At 72.2% G+C, this 19,845-nt stretch carries 23 protein-coding genes and 1 pseudogene; 13 read left to right on the forward strand and 11 right to left on the reverse strand.

Annotation, left to right across the window (positions count from 1 at the left end):
* Positions 1 to 447: 447 nt before the first annotated feature.
* On the forward strand, positions 448 to 1,272 hold the full coding sequence (locus tag BU198_RS18750) for a helix-turn-helix domain-containing protein (RefSeq protein WP_188298016.1): 825 nt from the start codon (positions 448 to 450) through the stop codon (positions 1,270 to 1,272).
* Here BU198_RS18750 and BU198_RS18755 read toward each other — a convergent pair.
* The 7 genes from BU198_RS18755 to BU198_RS18785 form a co-directional block, all read right to left on the reverse strand.
* Complete coding sequence (locus tag BU198_RS18755; protein ID WP_188298017.1) at positions 1,248 to 1,904, reverse strand: class I SAM-dependent methyltransferase; 657 nt, start codon at positions 1,902 to 1,904, stop codon at positions 1,248 to 1,250. The genes BU198_RS18750 and BU198_RS18755 overlap by 25 nt on opposite strands.
* A gap of 72 nt (positions 1,905 to 1,976) precedes the next feature.
* The gene (locus BU198_RS18760; protein WP_188298018.1) at positions 1,977 to 2,753 is read right to left on the reverse strand and encodes a CPBP family intramembrane glutamic endopeptidase; all 777 of its coding nucleotides are present in this window, start codon (positions 2,751 to 2,753) and stop codon (positions 1,977 to 1,979) included.
* 257 nt (positions 2,754 to 3,010) lie between these two features.
* On the reverse strand, positions 3,011 to 3,220 hold the full coding sequence (locus BU198_RS18765) for a DUF397 domain-containing protein (RefSeq protein WP_188298019.1): 210 nt from the start codon (positions 3,218 to 3,220) through the stop codon (positions 3,011 to 3,013).
* Between the two features lie 194 nt (positions 3,221 to 3,414).
* A complete protein-coding gene (locus BU198_RS18770) occupies positions 3,415 to 3,615 on the reverse strand; it encodes a DUF397 domain-containing protein (protein ID WP_188298020.1) in 201 nt (66 codons plus the stop codon).
* A gap of 73 nt (positions 3,616 to 3,688) precedes the next feature.
* Entirely contained in the window at positions 3,689 to 3,898 is a 210-nt protein-coding gene (locus BU198_RS18775) for a DUF397 domain-containing protein (RefSeq protein ID WP_188298021.1), read from the reverse strand.
* 118 nt (positions 3,899 to 4,016) lie between these two features.
* Positions 4,017 to 4,220 (reverse strand): DUF397 domain-containing protein, encoded by a 204-nt coding sequence (locus tag BU198_RS18780; protein ID WP_188298022.1) that lies wholly within the window; start codon positions 4,218 to 4,220, stop codon positions 4,017 to 4,019.
* Positions 4,210 to 5,079, reverse strand: a complete 870-nt coding sequence (locus BU198_RS18785) for a helix-turn-helix domain-containing protein (RefSeq protein ID WP_188298023.1) — start codon at positions 5,077 to 5,079, stop codon at positions 4,210 to 4,212. The genes BU198_RS18780 and BU198_RS18785 overlap by 11 nt, the downstream gene beginning before the upstream one ends.
* A gap of 248 nt (positions 5,080 to 5,327) precedes the next feature.
* Between BU198_RS18785 and BU198_RS18790 the strand changes: the two genes are divergently transcribed.
* The 3 genes and pseudogenes from BU198_RS18790 to BU198_RS44260 form a co-directional block, all read left to right on the forward strand.
* Complete coding sequence (locus BU198_RS18790; RefSeq protein ID WP_188298024.1) at positions 5,328 to 5,720, forward strand: ATP-binding protein; 393 nt, start codon at positions 5,328 to 5,330, stop codon at positions 5,718 to 5,720.
* The gene (locus BU198_RS18795) at positions 5,717 to 5,992 is read left to right on the forward strand and encodes a hypothetical protein (protein ID WP_188298025.1); all 276 of its coding nucleotides are present in this window, start codon (positions 5,717 to 5,719) and stop codon (positions 5,990 to 5,992) included. The genes BU198_RS18790 and BU198_RS18795 overlap by 4 nt, the downstream gene beginning before the upstream one ends.
* A gap of 170 nt (positions 5,993 to 6,162) precedes the next feature.
* Positions 6,163 to 6,372 (forward strand): annotated as a pseudogene (locus BU198_RS44260) (peptidase M4 family protein); the annotation flags it as partial.
* Positions 6,373 to 6,701: 329 nt separating this feature from the next.
* On the opposite strand, the gene BU198_RS18800 reads toward BU198_RS44260, so the two are convergent.
* Positions 6,702 to 7,538, reverse strand: a complete 837-nt coding sequence (locus BU198_RS18800) for a glycosyl hydrolase family 18 protein (RefSeq protein WP_188298026.1) — start codon at positions 7,536 to 7,538, stop codon at positions 6,702 to 6,704.
* Between the two features lie 848 nt (positions 7,539 to 8,386).
* Here BU198_RS18800 and BU198_RS18805 point away from each other — a divergent pair.
* From BU198_RS18805 to BU198_RS18825, 5 genes are all read left to right on the forward strand, one after another.
* Positions 8,387 to 8,914, forward strand: a complete 528-nt coding sequence (locus tag BU198_RS18805) for an RICIN domain-containing protein (RefSeq protein WP_188298027.1) — start codon at positions 8,387 to 8,389, stop codon at positions 8,912 to 8,914.
* A gap of 306 nt (positions 8,915 to 9,220) precedes the next feature.
* Entirely contained in the window at positions 9,221 to 9,745 is a 525-nt protein-coding gene (locus BU198_RS18810) for an RICIN domain-containing protein (RefSeq protein WP_188298028.1), read from the forward strand.
* Between the two features lie 113 nt (positions 9,746 to 9,858).
* The gene (locus BU198_RS18815; RefSeq protein WP_188298029.1) at positions 9,859 to 11,922 is read left to right on the forward strand and encodes a lectin-like domain-containing protein; all 2,064 of its coding nucleotides are present in this window, start codon (positions 9,859 to 9,861) and stop codon (positions 11,920 to 11,922) included.
* A 364-nt stretch (positions 11,923 to 12,286) separates the two neighbouring features.
* Positions 12,287 to 13,309, forward strand: a complete 1,023-nt coding sequence (locus tag BU198_RS18820; protein ID WP_188298030.1) for an ArsR/SmtB family transcription factor — start codon at positions 12,287 to 12,289, stop codon at positions 13,307 to 13,309.
* 223 nt (positions 13,310 to 13,532) lie between these two features.
* Positions 13,533 to 13,925 carry a hypothetical protein gene (locus BU198_RS18825; RefSeq protein WP_188298031.1) on the forward strand — a complete coding sequence of 131 codons (393 nt, stop codon included), beginning with the start codon at positions 13,533 to 13,535 and terminating at the stop codon, positions 13,923 to 13,925.
* 88 nt (positions 13,926 to 14,013) lie between these two features.
* Here BU198_RS18825 and BU198_RS18830 read toward each other — a convergent pair whose 3' ends face one another.
* Positions 14,014 to 14,997, reverse strand: a complete 984-nt coding sequence (locus tag BU198_RS18830; protein WP_188298032.1) for a transcriptional regulator — start codon at positions 14,995 to 14,997, stop codon at positions 14,014 to 14,016.
* A 196-nt stretch (positions 14,998 to 15,193) separates the two neighbouring features.
* Between BU198_RS18830 and BU198_RS18835 the strand changes: the two genes are divergently transcribed.
* Positions 15,194 to 16,315, forward strand: coding sequence for an alpha/beta hydrolase (locus BU198_RS18835; RefSeq protein ID WP_188298033.1), 1,122 nt, complete (start codon positions 15,194 to 15,196; stop codon positions 16,313 to 16,315).
* A gap of 70 nt (positions 16,316 to 16,385) precedes the next feature.
* Positions 16,386 to 17,486: an RICIN domain-containing protein gene (locus BU198_RS18840; protein ID WP_188298034.1), complete on the forward strand. Its 1,101-nt coding sequence runs from the start codon at positions 16,386 to 16,388 to the stop codon at positions 17,484 to 17,486.
* A gap of 55 nt (positions 17,487 to 17,541) precedes the next feature.
* Here the strand turns inward: BU198_RS18840 and BU198_RS18845 are convergent, their stop codons facing one another.
* Together BU198_RS18845 and BU198_RS18850 are read right to left on the reverse strand one after the other, a co-directional pair.
* Complete coding sequence (locus BU198_RS18845; protein ID WP_188298035.1) at positions 17,542 to 17,919, reverse strand: hypothetical protein; 378 nt, start codon at positions 17,917 to 17,919, stop codon at positions 17,542 to 17,544.
* Positions 17,920 to 17,924: 5 nt separating this feature from the next.
* On the reverse strand, positions 17,925 to 18,446 hold the full coding sequence (locus tag BU198_RS18850) for a peptidylprolyl isomerase (RefSeq protein WP_188298036.1): 522 nt from the start codon (positions 18,444 to 18,446) through the stop codon (positions 17,925 to 17,927).
* Between the two features lie 173 nt (positions 18,447 to 18,619).
* On the opposite strand from BU198_RS18850, the gene BU198_RS18855 reads away from it, so the two are divergent.
* Positions 18,620 to 18,835 carry a hypothetical protein gene (locus tag BU198_RS18855; RefSeq protein ID WP_188298037.1) on the forward strand — a complete coding sequence of 72 codons (216 nt, stop codon included), beginning with the start codon at positions 18,620 to 18,622 and terminating at the stop codon, positions 18,833 to 18,835.
* A gap of 286 nt (positions 18,836 to 19,121) precedes the next feature.
* Positions 19,122 to 19,583 (forward strand): hypothetical protein, encoded by a 462-nt coding sequence (locus BU198_RS18860; protein WP_188298038.1) that lies wholly within the window; start codon positions 19,122 to 19,124, stop codon positions 19,581 to 19,583.
* The last annotated feature ends 262 nt before the right edge of the window (positions 19,584 to 19,845 follow it).

The raw sequence follows: 19,845 nt of genomic DNA on the forward strand, positions 1-19,845 counted from the left end.
GGTTCGGCTGGCGGCGTGGCCGGCGCGACGGGGGCGGGCAGGACGGGCGGCGCGGGCGGGGCTGCCGGTTCGGCGGCCGGCGCCGGAGGTCCGGCGGCTGCGCTCTCGTTGTCGGACTCGGGCAAGGGAATCCCCCAGGAAGATTGCGGAATCTCACGCGCGGGCCCCTCGCGGGAACCCCTCCCCCATGCGGGTTCTCCGGGCATTCCGTCACGCGTGTCGGCAGGAATTATGAGAGCCCGTCGACACCACTGCCAAAACATTCAATCACCACACTCTCACCCAATGTTCGATGAATCGGACACGCCGTGATCGAACCGCAATGGGCCACTGGTCTGCGGTGATGACACAGTGTCGACACATCGATTCGAACACGGGGTCCTTCGAGCCGAGGGGCGGGGCGGTGAATCGGGCACGCGGCCTTTCGGCGGCGCCTACGGTTGGAACGTGGACGGACAAGAATCGGGCGCCTGCCGGCCGGCCCGGCCGCGGTTCGCTGTCGGCCCCGGGTACGCGCTGTACCGGGGACCGCTGGCGGACAGCACCTTCCACCGCCACGCCACCTTCCAGATCGCCGTCGCGGTGGCCGGTGAAGCGGCCGGCGAAACGGCAGGTGAAGCGGCCCGCGGGGTGGCCCGCGGGGTGACGATCGACGACGCGGACGGCCGGCGCCACCGCGGGCCCGCGATCGTGGTGCCGCCGATGGTGCGCCACCGGATGGCCCCGGCCCGGGAGGTGCTGGTCTTCTTCGTCGACCCGCACTGCGCTCTCGCCGACCGGTTGCGGCAGCAGTGCGGCGAGGGCGTCACCGTCACCCCGCGGTGGCACGGCCTGACCGAGCGGGACGTACGGTCGCACGGCGGGCTGCCCGCCACCGGGCTGGACCCGCGGCTGCGCGCCGCACTGGCCGCACTGGCCGACGACCAGGTGCCGCTGGAGGGCCTCGCCGCGCGCGTCGGACTGTCCCCGCAGCGCCTGCGGGCCCTGGCGCAGCGGCAGTTGGGGGTTCCGCTGGCGCGCTGGCGCAGCTGGCAGCGGCTGTCCAGGGCGGCGCTGGCGCTCGGTGCGGGGTGCTCGCCGGCCGAGGCGGCGTTCGCGGGCGGGTTCGCCGACCAGGCCCACTTCACCCGCTGGATGCGGGAGTCGACCGGTCTGACGCCCACTCAGGTACTGCCCGCCCTGCGCGGCGCCGGGGACGCGGCCTCGGCCTCCGCCTCGGTCTCGGCCTCAGCTTTGGCCTCGGCCGCTCAGGCGGCGCGGCGCGCGGTGTAGAGGGACAGCGAACCGGTCACCGTCGCGACGGTCTCCGTCTCGCGCACGCCCTCGAAGCCCGCCTCGGCGATCAGCCGGGGCAGGATGCCGTCGGCGTTGGGCTGGGTGTCCTCCTTGCCGTCGGCGAACTGGACGATCCGGAAGGCCAGGCGCATGGCCGCCGTGCGCTGCCTGCCGAAATCGGCGATCACCAGCTTGCCGCCGGGGCGCAGGGTGCGGTGCATGGCGGCGAGGATCGCCTGCTTCGCGGGGAGGGGGCACTGGTGGAGGACGAGGCTGGAGACGACGGTGTCGGCGGTTTCGTCACCGACGAGATCGGCGACGGCGTCGCCCATGCCGGTGCGGAAGTCGGGGGCGGCGCCGGCCGCGGCGGCCTTGCGGCGGGCCAGGCGCAGCACGGCGGGGTCGGGGTCGACGCCGATGACGGTGGCCCGGGGTTCGGTGCGGCCGAGGAGGACGGCGAGGGAGCCGGTGCCGCAGCCGACGTCGACGATGACGTCGTCGGGGCGGGGGGCGACGTGCATGGCCACCAGGCTGCGCCAGAGGCGTTCGCGGGTGAGGGAGACGATCGGGTCGTAGAGGCCCAGGGCGAAGCGTCCGGCGGCGGGGGTGAAGGTGTCGGTCGGTGTCATGCGGCCAGTGTGGGCGGGCAGTTGGGGCGGGGTCTTGAACGAATCGCTCGCGGCGCCGGGCGGCGGAGCGCTTCAGGACGGGGCCGGAGGGCTGACTGCCGGAGGAGAGGCAGGAGGAGGAACGGGAGCGGGAGCCGCAGCGGCTCGGAGCAGCAGGACCAGTCCCAGCCCCAGGTCGACGGCCACGTCCAGTGCCTGGAGCCAGTCGGCCGTCTTCCCGGGCGAGTAGATCTCCAGGTAGTCGGACAGCGCGTGCACCAGGACCAGCGGCCAGATGCTCCCGATGTACAGGCGCGCGCCGCACAGGCAGAAGCCGAACGCACCGGCCTCCACCACCTGCCACAGCGTGTTGTCCAGGGGAGCGTTGAAGAACAGCCAGTTGCCGAGGTGCCCGACGCCGAACAGCACCGCGGTCAGCACCGCCGCACGGACCGGGCCGAGTGGCCGAGCGACCTCCAGCACCAGTGCCCGGCTGCCCAGTTCCTCGCTGACCCCGATGGCGAGCATCAGCACCACCCCGCCCACCAGGGTCGCCGTGCCGCCCTCGATCCCGGGCAGCGCCGCCAGCCCGGCCAGCACCACCACCGGCAGCAGCACCAGCCAGCGCGCCATCACCCCACGGCTCGTCACCCCGCTGGTGGCCAACAGCCCCCAGGCCCGGAGCACCGCCAACACCACCGCCGCGCCCGCCAGGTTGACCACGGTCGGCCCCAGCTGCGGGAACCACCCGGGCTCCAACGGCGGCAGCGCCTTCGCCACCACCACGATCGTCGCCTGCCACAGGACCGCAGCCCCGACCGCCCCCAGCACCGGATTCCGGCGCACCTGGCTCCCCCATCGCGTCAGCACGGCTCGATGGTAGGCAGGGAGAGGTCAAGTCAGCGTCAGTTCAGCGTAGTTGGGCCGAGCCGTGAGGCGGCTCGACCTCTCGCGTGCCGTACGCCCCCAGCCGGAAGGGCTGTGGCGACCAGGCGCGCGACCTCATCGATGGCTGCGCTCGCCATCCAGCGCGAGAAGTCGGACGGGCCGACTTCTCGCGCACCAGCACGCCAACGGCCAGTGACACCGGGCGGCCCCGCACCACGCACGGGGCCGCCCGGAAGGCTTCAGGGGCCGACCGGAAAATCGTCGGCCCGGATGCCGACGACGAAGGAGCACCACGCCTCGGCACTGAAGACGAGAGCCGGGCCGTGAGAATCTTTGCTGTCACGGACCGGAACGATGCCTGTGACGCCCTCGGCTACTTCTATGCAATCCCCTTGGCCGTTGCTGCATGTGCTCTTGCGCCAGACGGTCTTGTAAGGTCGATCTCTCATGTACCAGACTCCTCTGCGACGTTCCTCAGCCAGGAGACACCCGCCACTGGCCGCCCTGATGAGGCCACAAGTCGGTGACGTTTTCATCGCGAGCAATCTCGGATTGATCCGCGACATGGGCGAGCGGACGGAGACCTGACCTGGCAAGCCGGGCGGCCCCGTGTGGTGCGCGGGGCCGCCCGGTGGGGAGCACATCAGGGGTTGATCGGAAAGTCACCCGCCCGGATGCCGGCAACGAACGATCGCCACGCATCGGGAACGAAGGTGAGGCCCGGACCGTGAGGGTCCTTGCTGTCACGGACCGGAACGAAGTCAGTGATGCTCTGGACCACTTCGACACAGTTGTCGTTCGGGTTGCTGTAGCTGCTCTTGCGCCATGCCAGGTCAGCTGTCATGCGGATGACCTCCCGAAGCCCTCAGCCCATGATGGGCTGCCCCGCCCGACGCGGGGCAGCCCACGGTACTGGGTCAGTTGGCGGCCGGGAAGTCGCCCACCCGGACGCTGGCAACGAAAGACCGCCACGCCTCGGGAGTGAAGACGAGGGCCGGACCCTCAGGATCCTTGCTGTCCCGAACCGGAACGATGCGAGTGACACCGTCGGCCACGTCGACGCAGTCGCCGTCGCTGTTGCTGTATGTGCTCTTGCGCCAGACGGTCTCGTCGGGCCGATCTCTCATATGCCGTACTCCTCTGCGACGTTCCTCAACCAGGAGATATCCCTCTCGGGTTGAACAGGCACACCTCACACGCCGGGCGGCCCCGCGTGGTGCGCGGGGCCGCCCGATGGGGAGCGATTCAGGGGTTGATCGGGAGGCCGTTGGCCTGGATGCCGGCAATGAAGGCTCGCCAGGCCTCGGGAGTGAAAGCGAGGGCCGGGCCGTGAGGGTCCTTGCTGTCACGGACGGGGATGGAGTCCAAGAGCCCGCCGGCGACCTCAATGCAGTTGCCACCTTCGCCGCCGCTGTAGCTGCTCTTGCGCCATGTCAGGTCAGCTGTCATTGCGATAGTTCTCCTTCAGTAGCCGAGTCATCCAAGTAGCGGACTCCTGCGGGCTCATCGCCACCTCGGTCAGCCGGTCGAAGACGAATTCGTGCCGCGCGATGTCAGCTTCCCTCTCCAGATAGAGACTGCTGGTCAGCGCTTCGACGTAGACGAGGTGACCGGGCACGTCCGAGAACGAGAGAATGTGGAACGACATACTCATCGCAGCGTGTGCACCGGCACTGAACGGCAGCACCCGAATGGAGAGGTTCGGCTGCTCAGCGAGTTTCAGGAGATGCAGGACCTGGTCACGCATCACCCTTGGGCCACCGATAGGCCGGCTCAGCGCCGCTTCGCTGAGAACCGCGTGGATGACGGGCGGGTCCGTTCGACGCAGGACTTCCTGCCGCTGCATCCTGAGCTGCGACCGTCGATCGACAGTGCCTTCTATGTCGCCACCCTGCCCCACCAGGGAGGCGCGGAAGATCGCGCGGGAGTAGTCAGGGGTCTGAAAGAGCCCCGGAATCAACTCCGTCTCATAGGAGCGAATCCGTGCGGCATCGGCCTCAAGGCCCACATAGGTCTGGAACCAGTCCGGCAGCGTGTCCGCGTAGTCGTGCCACCAGCCGCGCTGTGTGCTGCGGCGGGTCAGGGAGATGAACTGCCGCAACTCGGCCTCGTCGCCGACGCCATACAGTTCGAGCATCGCACGAACGTCGGATTCCTTGAGGGTCGTCTGGCCTGACTCGATCCGCGACACCTTCGTTGCGCTGAAGCCGAGTTCGTCCGCAACGGACTTGGCCTGACGCCCGGTCCGTTCGCGCAATCGTCGCAGCTCGGAGCCGAGCCTACGGCGCAGCACGGTTGGACTGTCCACGCTCGTCGCTCCCTCTTGGTTGACGTCGGGTCACAGTCTGCCACCTCCCTCGGAGATCACAAGAATCTTGCGTCGCCACGCAATTGCGCGAGAGTGCGCTTGCGCAATGGAGCCATTGCAGAGCATGCTACAGGGAGTAGCGCTTCAGGTCTCCTGAGTGACCATGACCGGCCTACTGCCGGGCATCACCATGCCTCCGCCCGGCTTCCGCATGGCTTCAAACTCCGTGCCCGGAAGGTGGATTCACCATGTCCTCCAACTGCTCCACCACGTGGCTGCCGCGCAGCCGCCGCGCGCCCTCCGAGGGGCGCTCCCTCCTCTCCTCCCTCCTCGCCTCCGCCCCGGGCGGGGAGTTCTACCGCGACTCCGGGCTCCTGATCGTCTCGGAGCTCGTCACCAACGCCCTGGTGCACGGCACGCCGCCCGGCCACCGCATCTACCTCTCGCTCGACCTCGACCCCGCCCGCCTGCGCATCGAGGTGCACGACGCCCGGCGCAACCGCGAGCCCGTCCTGCGCGCGCTCACCCTCGACAGCGAGGCCGGGCGCGGCCTCCACCTCGTCAAGTCCCTCTCCGCCCACACCGGTTGCTCCCCGCGCGAGCACACCGGCAAGATCGTCTGGTCGGAGCTGACCGCGTGAGGGCCGACCACGACATCCTCGTGGAGGTCCCGGACCTCCGCCCGCCCACCGTCCACACCCTCAACGCCGACGCCCTCGAACGGATCTGGGCCTCGGTCTGCCACCTCCCGATGTCCCGCTTCCAGCACTACGCCCTGGAGCGCCGCCTCACCGGCCCCTGCGCCCGGCGCGACATCCTGCGCGACCTCGCCGGCGCCCCCGTCCTCGCCCTCCCCCTCGGCGACCGCGAACTCCGCATCAGCTGGGCCAACCCCACCCGGGAGCCCACGTGATCCACCGCGTCCGGAGCTGACGCCCGCCCCGGCCCGTCCACGCCCCGCTCCGCCCCCTCCGCGTGAGAAGTCGGCCCGTCCGACTTCTCACGCCCTCCCGCACCGGCACGCCACCCTTCCGGTACACGGCGGAGGGCGGTGTTCGATCGCCACGGGGAAAGCCCCTGGCCATGGCGGTCGTCGCTCTCGCCCCCACGATCCCCACCACCGCGGCCTCCGCCGCCCCCGGCAAGCGGGACACCGTGGCCGCCCAGGCCCGCGCAAACGTCACCCACAACGCCGGGGTGTTCGGCTTCGGCGCCGATCAGGCCCTCGTGGTCAAGGACGTCGTCCTCGACACCACCGGCGCCTCGCACGTCCGCTTCGACCGCACATGCCAGGGCCTGCCGGTGGTCGGTGGCGATCTCGCCGTCCACCAGGACGCCAAAGGCAGGCTCAAGGACTCCACCCGTGCGGCCGCCCGCGATCCGGCCCCGACGCCCACCGCCCCCTTGCCGCCTGCCCGGACCAACGCCGCGAACGCACTCTCCGCCCCCCGGAATCGAGGGCAACGTCATGAAGCGCTGTCGGCATCAACCGGTGCCGCATCGGACTGCGTCGGCCCTGTTGTGACGTGCGTCCGGTTGCCACCAGGTGGCAACCGGACGGACAGACATCAAGAAGACTCCGGCGGTCTTCGCCTGCGGGCATCCGGACTCGCGGTGCGACGTCAAGCGCGGGTGGCCTCTTGGGCGGCGGCGTACCAGGAAGCGTGGTCGTCGGGGTTCGTGGTGGCGCTTACGGCGTTGAAGTACTCCCAGCCCGCCACTCCGGCGAATGCCGGGTACTTGCCGACCAGTTTGCCGAGCGTTGCGTGCAAGGTGTCGGGCTGGACGTAACCGCTCTCGCAGTTCTTGGGGTTGGTGAGGGTGCCGGCCACGACCCGGGACGGATCGAAGCCGTTGTTCACCACCGCTTCGTAGTCGCCAGTGTCGTCCAGGGTGCCCCAGCCGCAGTAGAACTGTGCGTTGTACCAGTTGATCTGGCCGCCCAGTTCCTTCTCCAGCTCGGTGTACTTGAAGTGGCCGGAGAAGGAGGACGTGCCCGAGAGGTCGGAAGCGACCGGCGACATGGTGATGATGAAGGTGCTGCCGAAGTCGGTACGGAGCTGTTTGATCAGTTTCTCGGTGTCCGCCAGCGGGAACTCCTCTTCGATGTCGATGTCGATCCCGTCGAACTTGTGGGTTCGGAGCAGGTCGCGCAGCGTCGGGTAGGTGTTCTCAAAGTCCTTGTGCAGCTTGGAGAAGGTGCCCTCGCCGTAGCCGCCGAGCATCGCCTCGGCGCGGATGCCCGACTTCTGCAGGGCGGCGACGTTCTTCCACATCTCATCGTTCTTGGGGTCGGCGGGCGGAATGTCGTTCAGGATGATGGTGCCGTCCTGCTTGATCCGGAACGTTCCCACGTCGAGGTCGGTGGCGATTCCTTTCAGCGGGAGCGGGTCGGAGTGGCTCGTGTAGTAGGCGACGGTGCGGCGAACCGGGGTGCCGGCATTCGGTTCTGGCGACATGGCTGGTCTCCTTCGAAGACTGGGTGTGCGGCAGTGACGAGCGGGCGCGTGAGGCCGGTGGCGAGGCGCGAGCGTTCCCGTCCGGGCGCCGGTCGTGGAGGCCGGCACCGTGCGGCGCGCAAGGCCGCCGGTTGAAGAGAGGGCGCGGCTGTGCTGCCCCGGCGCGGCGCCGCGGCACCCGCGGGACAGTCCCGGGCATCGGCTCCGCAGAACCGATTCGCACACAGACAACGTATCCCGCCCGCAAGCGGGGCGCCCGGGAAGGACGACCGCTCCCCCGGGACGAGCGAACGATTCGGCGGCCGGTTCCCACTCGCGCGAACCACGCCGGAGGCCGCCGCGCCGCCCGGACCCCAGCCTGGAAGCAGGTGGTGGCGCCCAGGTGCGCCAGCAGGACGGACACCCGGCGCACCACCGTGCGCCGCCCCAGCCGGCGGGCGACGGCATCGTCCATGGCCCCACCGGCCATCAACATCAGGATGCGGCGGTCGCGTTCGTCGATGCGCAGGTCGACCCCGGCCACCGAGGCCGGCACCGCCACGCGCCACAGCGCCCCGAACACGACGGCCAGGGCGTCCGGCAGAGCCGGACGGTCGGACCGCAGCGACACCACGCCCGCCCGCACACACGCCGATGACCTGCGCGTCCCCGCGGAGCTGCGGGCGGCCGGGCATCTGGCTAGCCTGGTCGGGCGGATGCGAAGCAATTCCGGGCCCCGCAGGCCCGCCGGCCCGGGCGGTCAGCGATCCGCCCGCTCGGGCAGCCCGCAGGGCTTCCGGCGTCATCCGCGGAAGAGCCCGCACACCTCTCGGACACCCCACAAGGGACAGCGCATGAGAGTGACACCCATGTCTCCCGCCAGGCGCATCGCGACCGCGGCCATCACCGCCGTGCTGCTGGCCGGCACCCCCGGCCTGGCCATGGCAGCCACCCCGCAGACCACCCTGCCGTCCCTCCAGACCGAGGAATGGCGCCGGTTCAGCGTCTGGCCACCGCCCAACCTCCCGGCCAGGAACCTGGACGTCGACAGCAGCGGCAGAGTCGTCGTGTCCACGCCCGACCCCACGAGCGAACGCCAGCAGTGGAGCCTGAGCACCGAGGGCGGGCTGCCGGTCATCAAGAACAGGGCGACGGGCACGTGCCTGACCGCGCCGGACGACACCCTGGACCCCGTCACCGTGCAGACCTGCGACAAGAACAACCCCAGCCAGCGCTGGGACGTGCGTTACGTGACGTCCAGCCAGGTCGAGATCTCACCCCCGGCCCACGGTTCCCTCGCCCTCACCGGGGGCGCGCAGGCCGGCAGCAACCAGGTCGTTCTCCGGCCCTATACGGCGGCGGAAATCCAGCAGTGGTCCATCCGGTCCGTGAAGTAATCGATCCCCCGGACGACCCCCGTCCCCCGCTCCCCGCTCCCCGACGCCCACGGCACGCCCGTGACCTGCGCCTTCCCGCGGAGCTGCGGGCAGCCGGACATCTGGCTAGCCTGGTCGGGTGAGTACGAAGCATCCCCGTACCCACCGGGCCCCGCAGGCCCGCAGGCCGGGGCGGTGAGCGATCCGCTCCCCCCGGACGACCCCCCGGCGCGGCTCCTCGACCCACAGGACGTCCGACGCCATCCGCCGAGAAGCCCGCACACCTCTCGGACACCCACAAGGACACCCCACGTGAGAGGGACACCCATGTCTCCTGCCAAGCGCATCGCGACCGCGGCCGTCACCGCCGTGCTGCTGGCCGGCACCCCCGGCCTGGCCATGGCAGCCACCCCGCAGACCACCCTGCCGTCCCAGCAGACCGAGACCTGGTACCAGCTCCGGGTCTGGCCGCTGGCCCGCGAATCGGCCAGGAACCTGGACGTCGACAGCAACGGCAAGGCCATCACTGCCACGCCCCGGAGCAACGACGACCGCCAGCAGTGGAACCTGAGCGACACAACCGGCAAGCAGCTCATCAAGAACAAGGCGACGGGCACCTGCCTGACCGCACCGGGCGGCGACCTCAACGGCTCCGTCACGCTCAAGGCCTGCGACAAGAACGACGTGAACCAGCAGTGGACGGTGCGGAGCGTGGAGGGCGGCAAGGTCGAGATCCTTCCCTCGGCCAACCACGACCTCGCCCTGACCGGGGGCCTCAGCGGCGAAGTGCGCGTCTGGTACGAGGACGGGAGCCGCGCCCAGGGGTGGAGCACGGTGCCCCCGGGATCCTGATCCCTCGGACGACCTCCGGCCCCCTGGACAGCCACCGCCGGGCACCGCCCGACGCAGGGGGTCCACCCCGATCACCGGCATCCTCATCACCGAGATCCCCCCTGGGAGTTGCCATGGCCGCACCCGTACGCACCGACCCGACCGCCTCCGAGGCCACGTTCCCGATCGACGAGTCGTTCACCACCGGACAACCGGTCAACCCGCACTGGAAGCTCCGCGGCACCGCGAAGCCGACCTCGGGATCGGACGGCTGTCTGCAACTGACGCCCGACGAGACGGACAAGGCCGGTACCGCCTACCTCGACCAGCCGTTCTCCTCCAAGCTCGGCGTCAGCATCGAGTTCGACTACGCCTGCGAGGGCACTGCCGCCAGCTACTTCGGCGACGGATTCTGCCTGTACCTGATCGACGGAACGAAGACCACGGACACCGGCGCCTACGGCGCGGCGCTCGGGTACTCCCGCATGGGCGAGAATTCCGGCACGGCGACACCGGGGGTCACCGCGGGATACGTCGGCGTCGGCTTCGACAACTACGGGAACTACGCCTCCAAGCTGGCAGGCCCGGACGGACCGGGGCGGACGCCCGACATGCTCGGCGTGCGCGGCTCCGGCAACCTCAGGGACGGGTTCCGCTGGCTCACCGGCGTGAAGGTGCCCGGCGGCTTCCGGGCGAACTGGCAGCGGCGCGCCCACGTCCAGATAACCATCATCCAAGGCAAGTTGACGGTACGTCACACCTTCGGCTCCGACCCCAACGCCCAACCCCTCATCGACAGCTACGACCTCACCACGGCCCCGGGTCAGGCCGCCATGCCCGCCACCTTCAAGCTCGGCCTCTCGGCCAGCACGGGCGGGGCCAGGGCGGCCCACTCGATCAGGAACCTCCACGTCACGCTGCCCGCCGACCTGCCGCTCAGCATGCGGGGCCCGGCCAAGGCCGAGGTCGGCGAGAGGATCAGCTACACGATCACGGTGAAGAACAACGGCCCGAACGACGTCCCCGACGCGGAGGTCACCGGGACGCTCCCCGGCGGCCTCTCCGACGTCACGGTGACGTGCGAACCGCCCGGCCTCTGCGGCTCCGGTTCCACCGAACACGGGCTGCGGCAGCCAATGAACCTCCCCAAGGGCGGCAGCGCGCAGATCACCGTCAGCGGCACCGTCTCGCGCGCCGCCGCGGGCGGCACCCTCACGGCCACCGCCCAGGTCTCCTCGCCGACCCGCGCGAACACCTCCACCCAGTCCTCCGCCACGGTGGACACCCGGGTGCCGCCCATCCCGGCCGGCGGCCAGGTCGTCGCCCGCGAGGGCGGGACCGGCTGGGCCCAGGGCGGCGACCCGAACACCCTCGTCGTCACGGTGGACACCAGCCAGGCGGGCTTCGCGCAGACCCCCGTCTACGTCGTCTCCGTCGCGGGCCAGAAGTACGTGGCGAACCTCGGTGCCGCCGGCATCCACCAGGCGTCCAAGGACGGCTTCCAGGTCGGGCTGCGCTGGGTCGACCAGTCCGACCTGGACGTCGCGGAAGCGGAGCGGGACGGGTTCCGGCTGGACTGGATCGCCTGCCCCCAGGGCGCCGAAGGCGTCGCCTGCGGCCAGACCGGCGCCGACGCCTGGCGGCAGGAGACGGCCGAGACCCGGATCGTCCTGGTCGACGTGGACACCAGCCACGCGGGCTTCACCACCACACCCGTGATCGTCGCCTCCGTCGTGGGCGACCAACTGACGGCCGACCTCAGCACGGTCGCGGTCGTCGACCCCGGCGTCAAGGGCTTCACCGCCGCCGTCCGGCTCAGCAACCAGGGCAACCTCTCGCCGGGGACGGCGAAGAGCAGAGGGCTCCGGATCAACTGGATCGCCTGCCCCGAGACCACCACGACCCTCGCCTGCGGCCGCACCGCCCCCGACACCTGGCGCCAGGGCAACGACGACAGGATCCTGTTCACCGACGCCACGACGCAGCGGTCGGACCTGCCGGAGAGCCCCGCGTTCGTCGCCACCGTCGCGGGCGGCATCAAGACCGCCGAGCTGTGCGTCCCCGGAATCTACGCCGCCAAGCGCACCGGGTTCACCGCTGGCGTCCGCCTCAGCGACCAGGCCAAGCTGCCCCCGGCCTTCGCCGGCGACAACGGCATCGGCGTCGACTGGATCGCCTGCCCGGTCCCGCCGAAGTGACGCCGTGGTCCGCCCGTACTGCGGGCCGGACGGACGTGTCCCGTGGCCGTGACCTGACGCCGGGCAGGCCCGTTGAGAAGCACCACACCGACGAGGACCGGCGGTAACCCCTCCCCAGCGCGAGAAGTCGGCCCGTCCGACTTCTCGCGCTCGCCCCGCCCCCGGTCTCGCCGTTTCGGGCTACGCGGCTTCGGCCCGGTCGCTTCGATGCCCCGTGCGCTGCGGCTGGATCCGCCGGGCCGCCGCAGGGACGTTCGTGCCGCGCGCCCGGCCGGCGAGGGCGGCCGGTGCGGCAGCCTGCCCCTGGCCCACGTGCCCGCTCTCGGCGAGGATGGACCGTCAGGCTTCGGGAGAGGGCGATGACGTGCCGTTACGCATTCACTTCACCGTGGAGGACCTCGCCCGGACCCGCGTCTCCGACAGACCCGCGCCCTGCATCGAGCTGAGCACCGCGGCCCGGCAGCTCCAGGAACGCACGCATCCGGTACGGCTCGGGGCCTGGCGCCGCCGTACCCTGTCCGCCCTGCACCCCGCCTCGCGGATGGTCTTCGCCCTCATGCCCCCGCGCGGACGGATCACCGACTTCCTGAGCGGCGCGAACGCCCCGACCCCCGCCGAGCTGATCGACCGGATCCGTTCCACGCCCCGCGACCGCCTATGGGCCAGCCTGGAAAACACCGCCCGGCACCAGCCGCTGCCCGCCTGGGCCCACAAGCTGCCCGACGACCCGCTGCTGCTGCGGCAGTTGTGCGACAGCCTGGAGCACCTGGCCGGCCACGCCCTCCTCCCCCACTGGCCGGAGGTCCAGGCCATGGCGGCGGCCGACGCCGCGGTGCGCTCCCGCCAACTGCTCACCGGCGGCCTCGAGGCCGTGCTCGCGCACATCAACCCGCGACGGGTCCGCTGGCGGGCGCCCGTACTGGAGATCGCGATGATCTCCGGCCTGGACGCCGACGCGCACCTGGACGGACGGGGGATGCTGCTCCAGCCGTCGGCGTTCACCCTGGAGGCCCCGATCGTCGACCTCGACGCGGTGCCGCAACCCGTGCTCAGCTATCCGGTGGCCCGGCTCCAGGAGGGCGCGGCCACGCCGCTGTTCGCGGCCCTTCCGTCCGGCACCGGCCGGGCACTGCCGTCGGCCGACCCCGTCGGGTCCGTGCTCGGCCACACCCGGGCCGCGGTGCTCAGCACCATCGCCCGTCACCCGGGCTGCTCGACCGGGCAGCTCGCCGCGCTCGTCGGCATCGCCACGGCCAGCGCCAGCGAACACGCCACGACCCTGCGCAACGCGGGCCTGATCGACACCCACCGGGACCGCCGGACGACCGCCCACGTCGCCACCCCCACGGGTCTCGCGGTGCTCAACGCGCCCTCCGGACGGCGCTGACCGGCACGGGCGGACTGTGCGCGATCGCCCGGTTCGCCGTTGTTCGGGCCAGACCGAATCGCGTTGAGGGGCGGGCGCGCACCCAGGCAGCCTGGACGCACACGGAGTCCGGGCGCCGAGGGTCCACGTCGGACCGACAAGCCCTCGGCCGCCCCCACCGCGAACCGTGGCCGTCCCGCGCACCGCGACGGCCACCGTTCCGAGCACGAGGGAGAGAACCCACATGTCGACGAGGAAGAGCGCGGCCGTGCTGGCCGCCGCCATGGTGGCCGGCACGGTGCTGGCGCTGACCCCGACCGCGGCCACGGCCGAGACCTCCGGCGGGCCCGGCCTGCTCAGCTGCACGCACGCGTGGTCGAACAAGGACCCCGACGGCAGCAACCCGAAGACCATCACCCGCAGCGGCGTGAACATCCGCTCGGGCCCGCACGCGGCGGCCGGCACGACCTGCGGCGTCGTGGCCTCGCTCAACCCGGGCGACCAGGTCTACTACCACTGCTACACCACCACCCAGAGCGAGGGGACCTGGACCCACCTGCGCAAGGCCGGCACCTCGATCGAGGGCTGGGTGAAGGACAGCCTGCTCCCGGACGGCGGCAGCGGGTACAAGTGCTGACGTGAGCCGAGGCGTCGTCAGGTGAGCATCGGGGCTCCGGTTCGGCGGAGCCCCGACGCTCACGACCGGACCCCGGCCCGGCGCCCGGTCAGAGCCAGCCCCGCCGCGCCGCCTGGACGCCGGCCTGGAAGCGGGTGGTGGCGCCCAGGTGCGCCAGCAGGACGGACACCCGGCGCACCACCGTGCGCCGCCCCAGCCCCAGCCGGCGGGCGATGGCGTCGTCCGTGGCCCCACCGGCCATCAGCGTCAGGATGCGGCGGTCGCGTTCGTCGATGTGCGGGCCGACCCCCGCCACCGAGGCGGGCACCGCCAGCCGCCACAGCGTCTCGAACACCGCCGTCAGGGCGTTCAGCAGCCCGGAGGGCCGGACCAGCAGCGAGACCACGCCGGGCCCGTCGTCGGCGGGCAGCGTGACGATCGCCAGGTCGTCGTCCCCGATCGCCAGCTTGAGCGGCGGCTCGTCCAGGGTGCGGGCCTGCTCCCCCGCCTCCACCATCCGCGCCATGTTCGGCCCGGCCACCGGGTCCTGGAACGCGCAGCCCTGGTAGATCGCCCGGTAGCCGACCCCCGCGGCCATCCGGCGCCGCTGCAGCACCTCCTGGTCGAGGTAGTGGGCCGGGCTGCCGGAGTACGGCGGCACGTCGATGACCCGCACCTGGTGACGGGCGGCCAGCTGGAGGCTCCGGCTGGCGGCCAGCACCTCGGCCGGGTCCTCGACCACCTCCAGCGCGCCGTAACTGCCGGTGTCGCGGCGGGCGTAGCGGTAGAGGCGCTCCAGTTCGGCGCCGGCCCGGCGCACGGTGGCCTGGCGCAGCGCGTCGCGTTGCAGCACCGTCTCGACCACCCGGGCGGGCGGCAGCGCCTCCCAGGCGTGGTCGCGGTCGTCGGCGCTGTCGGTGGTGTCGAAGGCGACCGCGACGCCCTCGTCGGCGAGGTCGCGCAGCACGGCGAGGACGGCCTCCTCGTCCAGGCCGGCCTCCCTGGCCAGTTCGGGGACGCGGGCCCGGGGCCGGCCGACCAGGCAGTGGTAGACGCGTCCGCGTTCGGACTCCGGTTCCAGCACGTCGTGCACGAAGCCCCCCTGTCGTCGAGCGCCCCGGGCGGGGCCGGTGGAGGCTACCCACGCCGGCGGCGCACATGCGCCAGTGGCGCAGGTGCGCCGCCACGGTGCTCTGGTGTCCGGCGGGGCCACTCGCAAGAGTTGTCGGTGATCAGTCAGATCATCGAAGGCCTCGGGTCACCGGAGGCCGAGGAGGCCGAGGACGCCCATGACCCCTGTCCGGCTCCGGCGCGCCCGCGCGGCTCTCGCCGCCCTGGCCGCCTGCCTGCTCCCGCTCGCCGCACCCGCGGCGCCCGCCACGGCCGCCACGACCGCCGCGGCCCCCGCCGCCGTACGGGCCGGGGCCGACGGGCCGCCGCCGCTGACCGACGGCTTCGGACTGACCCAGGCCGGCGCCGCCACCGGCAGCGCCACCAACTTCGTCATCACCGTCACCACGGCGCAGGTCGCCGGGCCGCACACCATCCGCATCCTGCTGCCCGCCGACTACGCGGCCCGGCCGGACAAGCGCTACCCGGTGCTGTACTTCCTGCACGGCGCCTCGGACAACCCCAGCAGCCCGGCGCTGGCCTACCCCGCGCTGACCGCCGCCCAGTCGATGATCACCGTCATCCCGGACGGCGGCCTGCGCGGCTGGTACGCCGACTGGCTCGACCAGAACACCGCCGCCGGCGCGCAGAACTGGGAGACCTTCCACCTCACCCAGGTCCTCCCGTTCGTCGACGCCAACCTGCGCACCCGCACCGACCGCGCCCACCGGGCCGTCGGCGGGCTGTCCATGGGCGGCTTCGGCGCCCTGCACTACGCCCAGGACCGCCCCGACCTGTTCGGCCAGGTCCTCACCATGTCCGGCGCCAACGACCTGTCCACCGACGAGATGATCATCCGCGGTGCCGTGGTCGCCACCCTGACCAACGCCGGCACCGTGCTGTGCGGGCCCAGCGACGGCCACCCCTGCGCCCTGGACTTCGGGCCCACCGTCTCCAGCGACGCGATCTTCGGCAGCCCGTACCCGGTGTTCAACGCCGACTGGCGCTGGAACGCCGCCGACCCCGCCTCCCGCCTCGCCCGCCTGGCCGGCACCGGCATCGCCGTCTACACCGGCAACGGCAACAACAGCCCCTCCGACATGGAGTTCTGGGCCGAGGGCACCGCCAAGCGCGTCAAGCAGCGCCTGGACGCGCTCGGCCTGCCGCACCACTACGTCGACTACGGCGACGGCACCGGCTGGGGCGCCGACTGCCACGGCGGCCACACCCCGGGCTGCTGGGCCCAGGACCTCGTGGACTACGTCCCGCGCCTGGAGGCGGCCTTCGCCGCCGCGCCCTGAGCCGCACGCCCCGAGCCGCACGCCCCGCCCCTCTCCCCCGACCCCCGACCCCCGATGAAAGGACACCCCCTTGCCCGCCACCCCGACCCCCGGCCGTACGGCCTCCTGGCTGCGCCTGCTCGCGGCCTTCCTGGTGAGCTGTTGCGCCGCCCTGGGCCTGGCCGCCCCGGCCTCCGCGAGCGGTACCGCCGCCGCGCCCGCCCCGGTCGCCGCCTGCACCACGCCGCAGCAGTGCCTGACCATCAAGTCGCTCAGCAACGGACGCCAACTCGACGTCCAGAACGGCACCATGGGCGACGGCGCCTACATCGTCACCAACTCCGCCCCCGGCTACCACCAGTCCTGGCGGCTGAGCGTCAACCCCGCCGACTCCTCCTTCGCCATCGTCAACAACGACACCGGCAAGTGCATCGACCTGGCCTTCCTCACCCCGGCGCTGCGCCAGCAGACCTGCGCCGGCCAGGCCAGCCAGCGCTGGTACTTCCAGCCCGTGTCCGGCGGCGGCGACGCGTTCATGATCCGCCACCAGGGCGACAACACCTGCCTGGACCTGCTGCTCGGCGGCAACTACGACGACGCCTGGACCGACCAGTACACCTGCAACGGCACCGCCAACCAGCAGTGGTCCACCGGGTTCCCGCTCGCCGCCCGCAACCTGGCCGTCGACCACGGCGCCAAGCAGTGCCAGAAGGACCCCTCCAGCTGCTCCTGGACCACGGTGAGCGAGGCCCCGGCCGCACCGCTGCCGCGCGCCTGCGCCTCCGCCGTCTGGTTCAACAACACCAGCGGCACCGTCCAGCAGTCCTTCTCGGTCAACGACGACAGCGGCTGGTCCAACAGCATCGGCGGCGACATGACGACGTCCATCACCGGCGGCGCCCCCGGCAACGTCCTGACGGCGACGATCAGTTCCTCGCTGCACTACACCAACGAGTGGCACGGGTCGCGGAGCGTCAACAACAGCGTGACCGTCACCGTCCCGCCCCAGGAGTACGGCTGGGTGACACTCGCCAAGGTCGCCCGCAAGGTCACCGGCACCTGGACCTTCGACGCCCACGGCATCCCGTGGAGCGCCGAGGACACCATCACCGTGCCGCTCAGCTCCGACCCCACCGCCGGCGCCACCCTCTACATCGCCAACACCAGCGCGACGTTCACCAGCTGCTCCTGACGTAGCGTCAATTCCAGGGCCGCCGCCCGTGCTTCACCGGGCGGCGGCCCCGCGTTCAGCCCTCCAGGACGGCCAGCACCTCGCGCACCGCGAGGCGCCCGGCCATCCGGAAGGAGTGCTCGCGCGAGTCCACCAGGTGCACGACGGTACGGTGCACCACCAGCGCCAACGCCACCGGCACGCCGGGCAGCCGGTCGTCCAGCTCCGCGCGCACGCCCTCGGCGAGCGCGGCGTGGAAGCGCTCCGGGTCACCGGGCTCCGGATCGCCCTCGACCCTGGCACCCGGCGCGGACTCGACGTGCAGGCCCTCCTCCCAGGGCTCGAAGTCCACGGTGACGATCGCCAGGTCGCCCGGACAGCTGGTCTGGTGGACGTAACGGGCCCGTACGCCGCGCACCGGACGGGACGGGAAGGCACCCTGGGCGGGGGCCACCCGGGTCAGGAGTGCTCGATCTCGACCGAGGTGATCACCACGTCCCCGACCGGGCGGTCGTCCTCGGTGGGCGCGGTGGCGATCGCGTCGACCACGGCCCTGGACGCGGCGTCGGCGACCTGGCCGAAGATGGTGTGGCGGCGGTTGAGGTGGGCGGGGGTGCCCACCGTGACGAAGAACTGCGAGCCGTTGGTGCCCGGGCCGGCGTTGGCCATCGCCAGCAGGTACGGCTTGGTGAAGAACAGCTCCGGGTGGAACTCGTCCGCGAACTCGTAGCCCGGGCCGCCGGTGCCGGTGCCGGTCGGGTCGCCGCCCTGGATCATGAAACCCTTGATCACCCGGTGGAACAGCGTGCCGTCGTAGTACGGGCCCCGGCCCGGCTCGCCGGTGCGCGGGTCGGTGTACTCCCGGGTGCCCTCGGCGAGTTCGGCGAAGTTGCGGACCGTCTTCGGCGCGTGGAACGGGAACAGCTCCAGGCGGATCGGGCCCGCGGTGGTGTGCAGGGTGGCGAACCGGGCAGTGGCCACGGGGTGACTCCTCGGGTGGATGGCGACGGGTGCGGCCTGTGTGGCCGATGCGATGATCAGGGCCGTTCGGCTACGGCATCCTGGCACAGCCTGCGGGCCCGCGGCCGAACCGGGTGGGACGATCCACACGTCGTACCCAGGGAGAACGTCGGACGAAGGGGCAGGTGGCCGTGATGGTCGGTGCGGTTCTGATCGGAGTGCTGGTCCTGGTCGTCGCGGGGTGCTGCTGCGTGGTGTGGGCCGACCGGGGCGGGCCCCGCTGGACCCGCGCGGTCGCGGCCCTCACCCTCGGCGCAGGCGAGGCCGTGCGCAGCTACCAGCGCCGGCCCCGCCGGACGAACAGCGGCAGCAACGGCGGAGACGGCGGGGACAGCGGGGACGGCAGCTGAGCCACCGGCCCCTCGGCGCGGCGCGTCCCCGGGGTGCCGGCTCCCGGAGTGGCAGCTCTGGCGGTGTCAGGGCTCTCGGTGGAGCGGCGGCGGGCGGCCCCGACCAGCGCCGCGCCGGAACCGGCGGAGCGGCGCCCGACGGCCGGGGCAGGACGGCGAGGGGGCCGGCGGTCGCCCCGGTGCCCCGGCCCCGGTGCCCCGGCCGCCGTTCGTATACTGGTCCACCAGCGGTGGCGGCGCCCCGGGCCCCGGACGGCACCGCGCGCCCCAGGAGGAGGGCACGGACATGCGGAAGCGGAGGAGGCCCACGGCCTCGTCGCTCACCTACTTCCTGCTGGGCGGCGCCTGCCTGCTGATCGCCGTGGTGATCGCGACGGGCGTGGCGGCGCGCATGGCGACGACGGGGGACGTGCGCGGGGCGAGACACCTGGTCCCGGTCCTGATCCTCGGCGTCCCCGGTGCGGTGCTGACGTTCCGTGCGCCGGTGTTCGGCGTCTCCTACGGGCCGGCCGGGGTGAAGTACTCCGGGCTGCTCGGGGCGCGCTCCTACGCGTGGGCGGACATCCGGGAGGTGCGGGTGGCCGTCCTGCGGGGCACGGTCTACTCCTCCGACGTCCCGGAACTGGTGCTGGCCTCCGGCGGAACGGACCAGTTGCACATGCTGGCCGGTCACAGCTCCGGCCGGGCCAACAAGCGGGTGAAGCGGCTGGTGGCCGAGCTGGAGGCGGCGCGCACGACCGCGTCCTGACGTCGGTCGCGCCCGTGTCCTGATGTCGGTAGCCGCCCCTGCGGCCGGATGCGCCGCCCGGGCCCGCCCGCCCCACGCGCGCGCCCGCCCGATCGGCGCAGGCCCTACGCTGTGGCGGATGAGCTTCCACCTGGTCGTCGGACACGGGCCCGCCGGGGCCGCCACCGCCCGCCTGCTGGCCGGACAGGGCCACGAGGTCCGGGTCGTCACCGGCACCGGGCGCCCCGCCGGGGCGGCCGTCCCCGGCGTCGAGCACCTCGCC

This window comes from Streptomyces sp. CBMA156 (assembly GCF_014596515.1).
Classification (GTDB): Bacteria; Actinomycetota; Actinomycetes; order Streptomycetales; family Streptomycetaceae; genus Kitasatospora.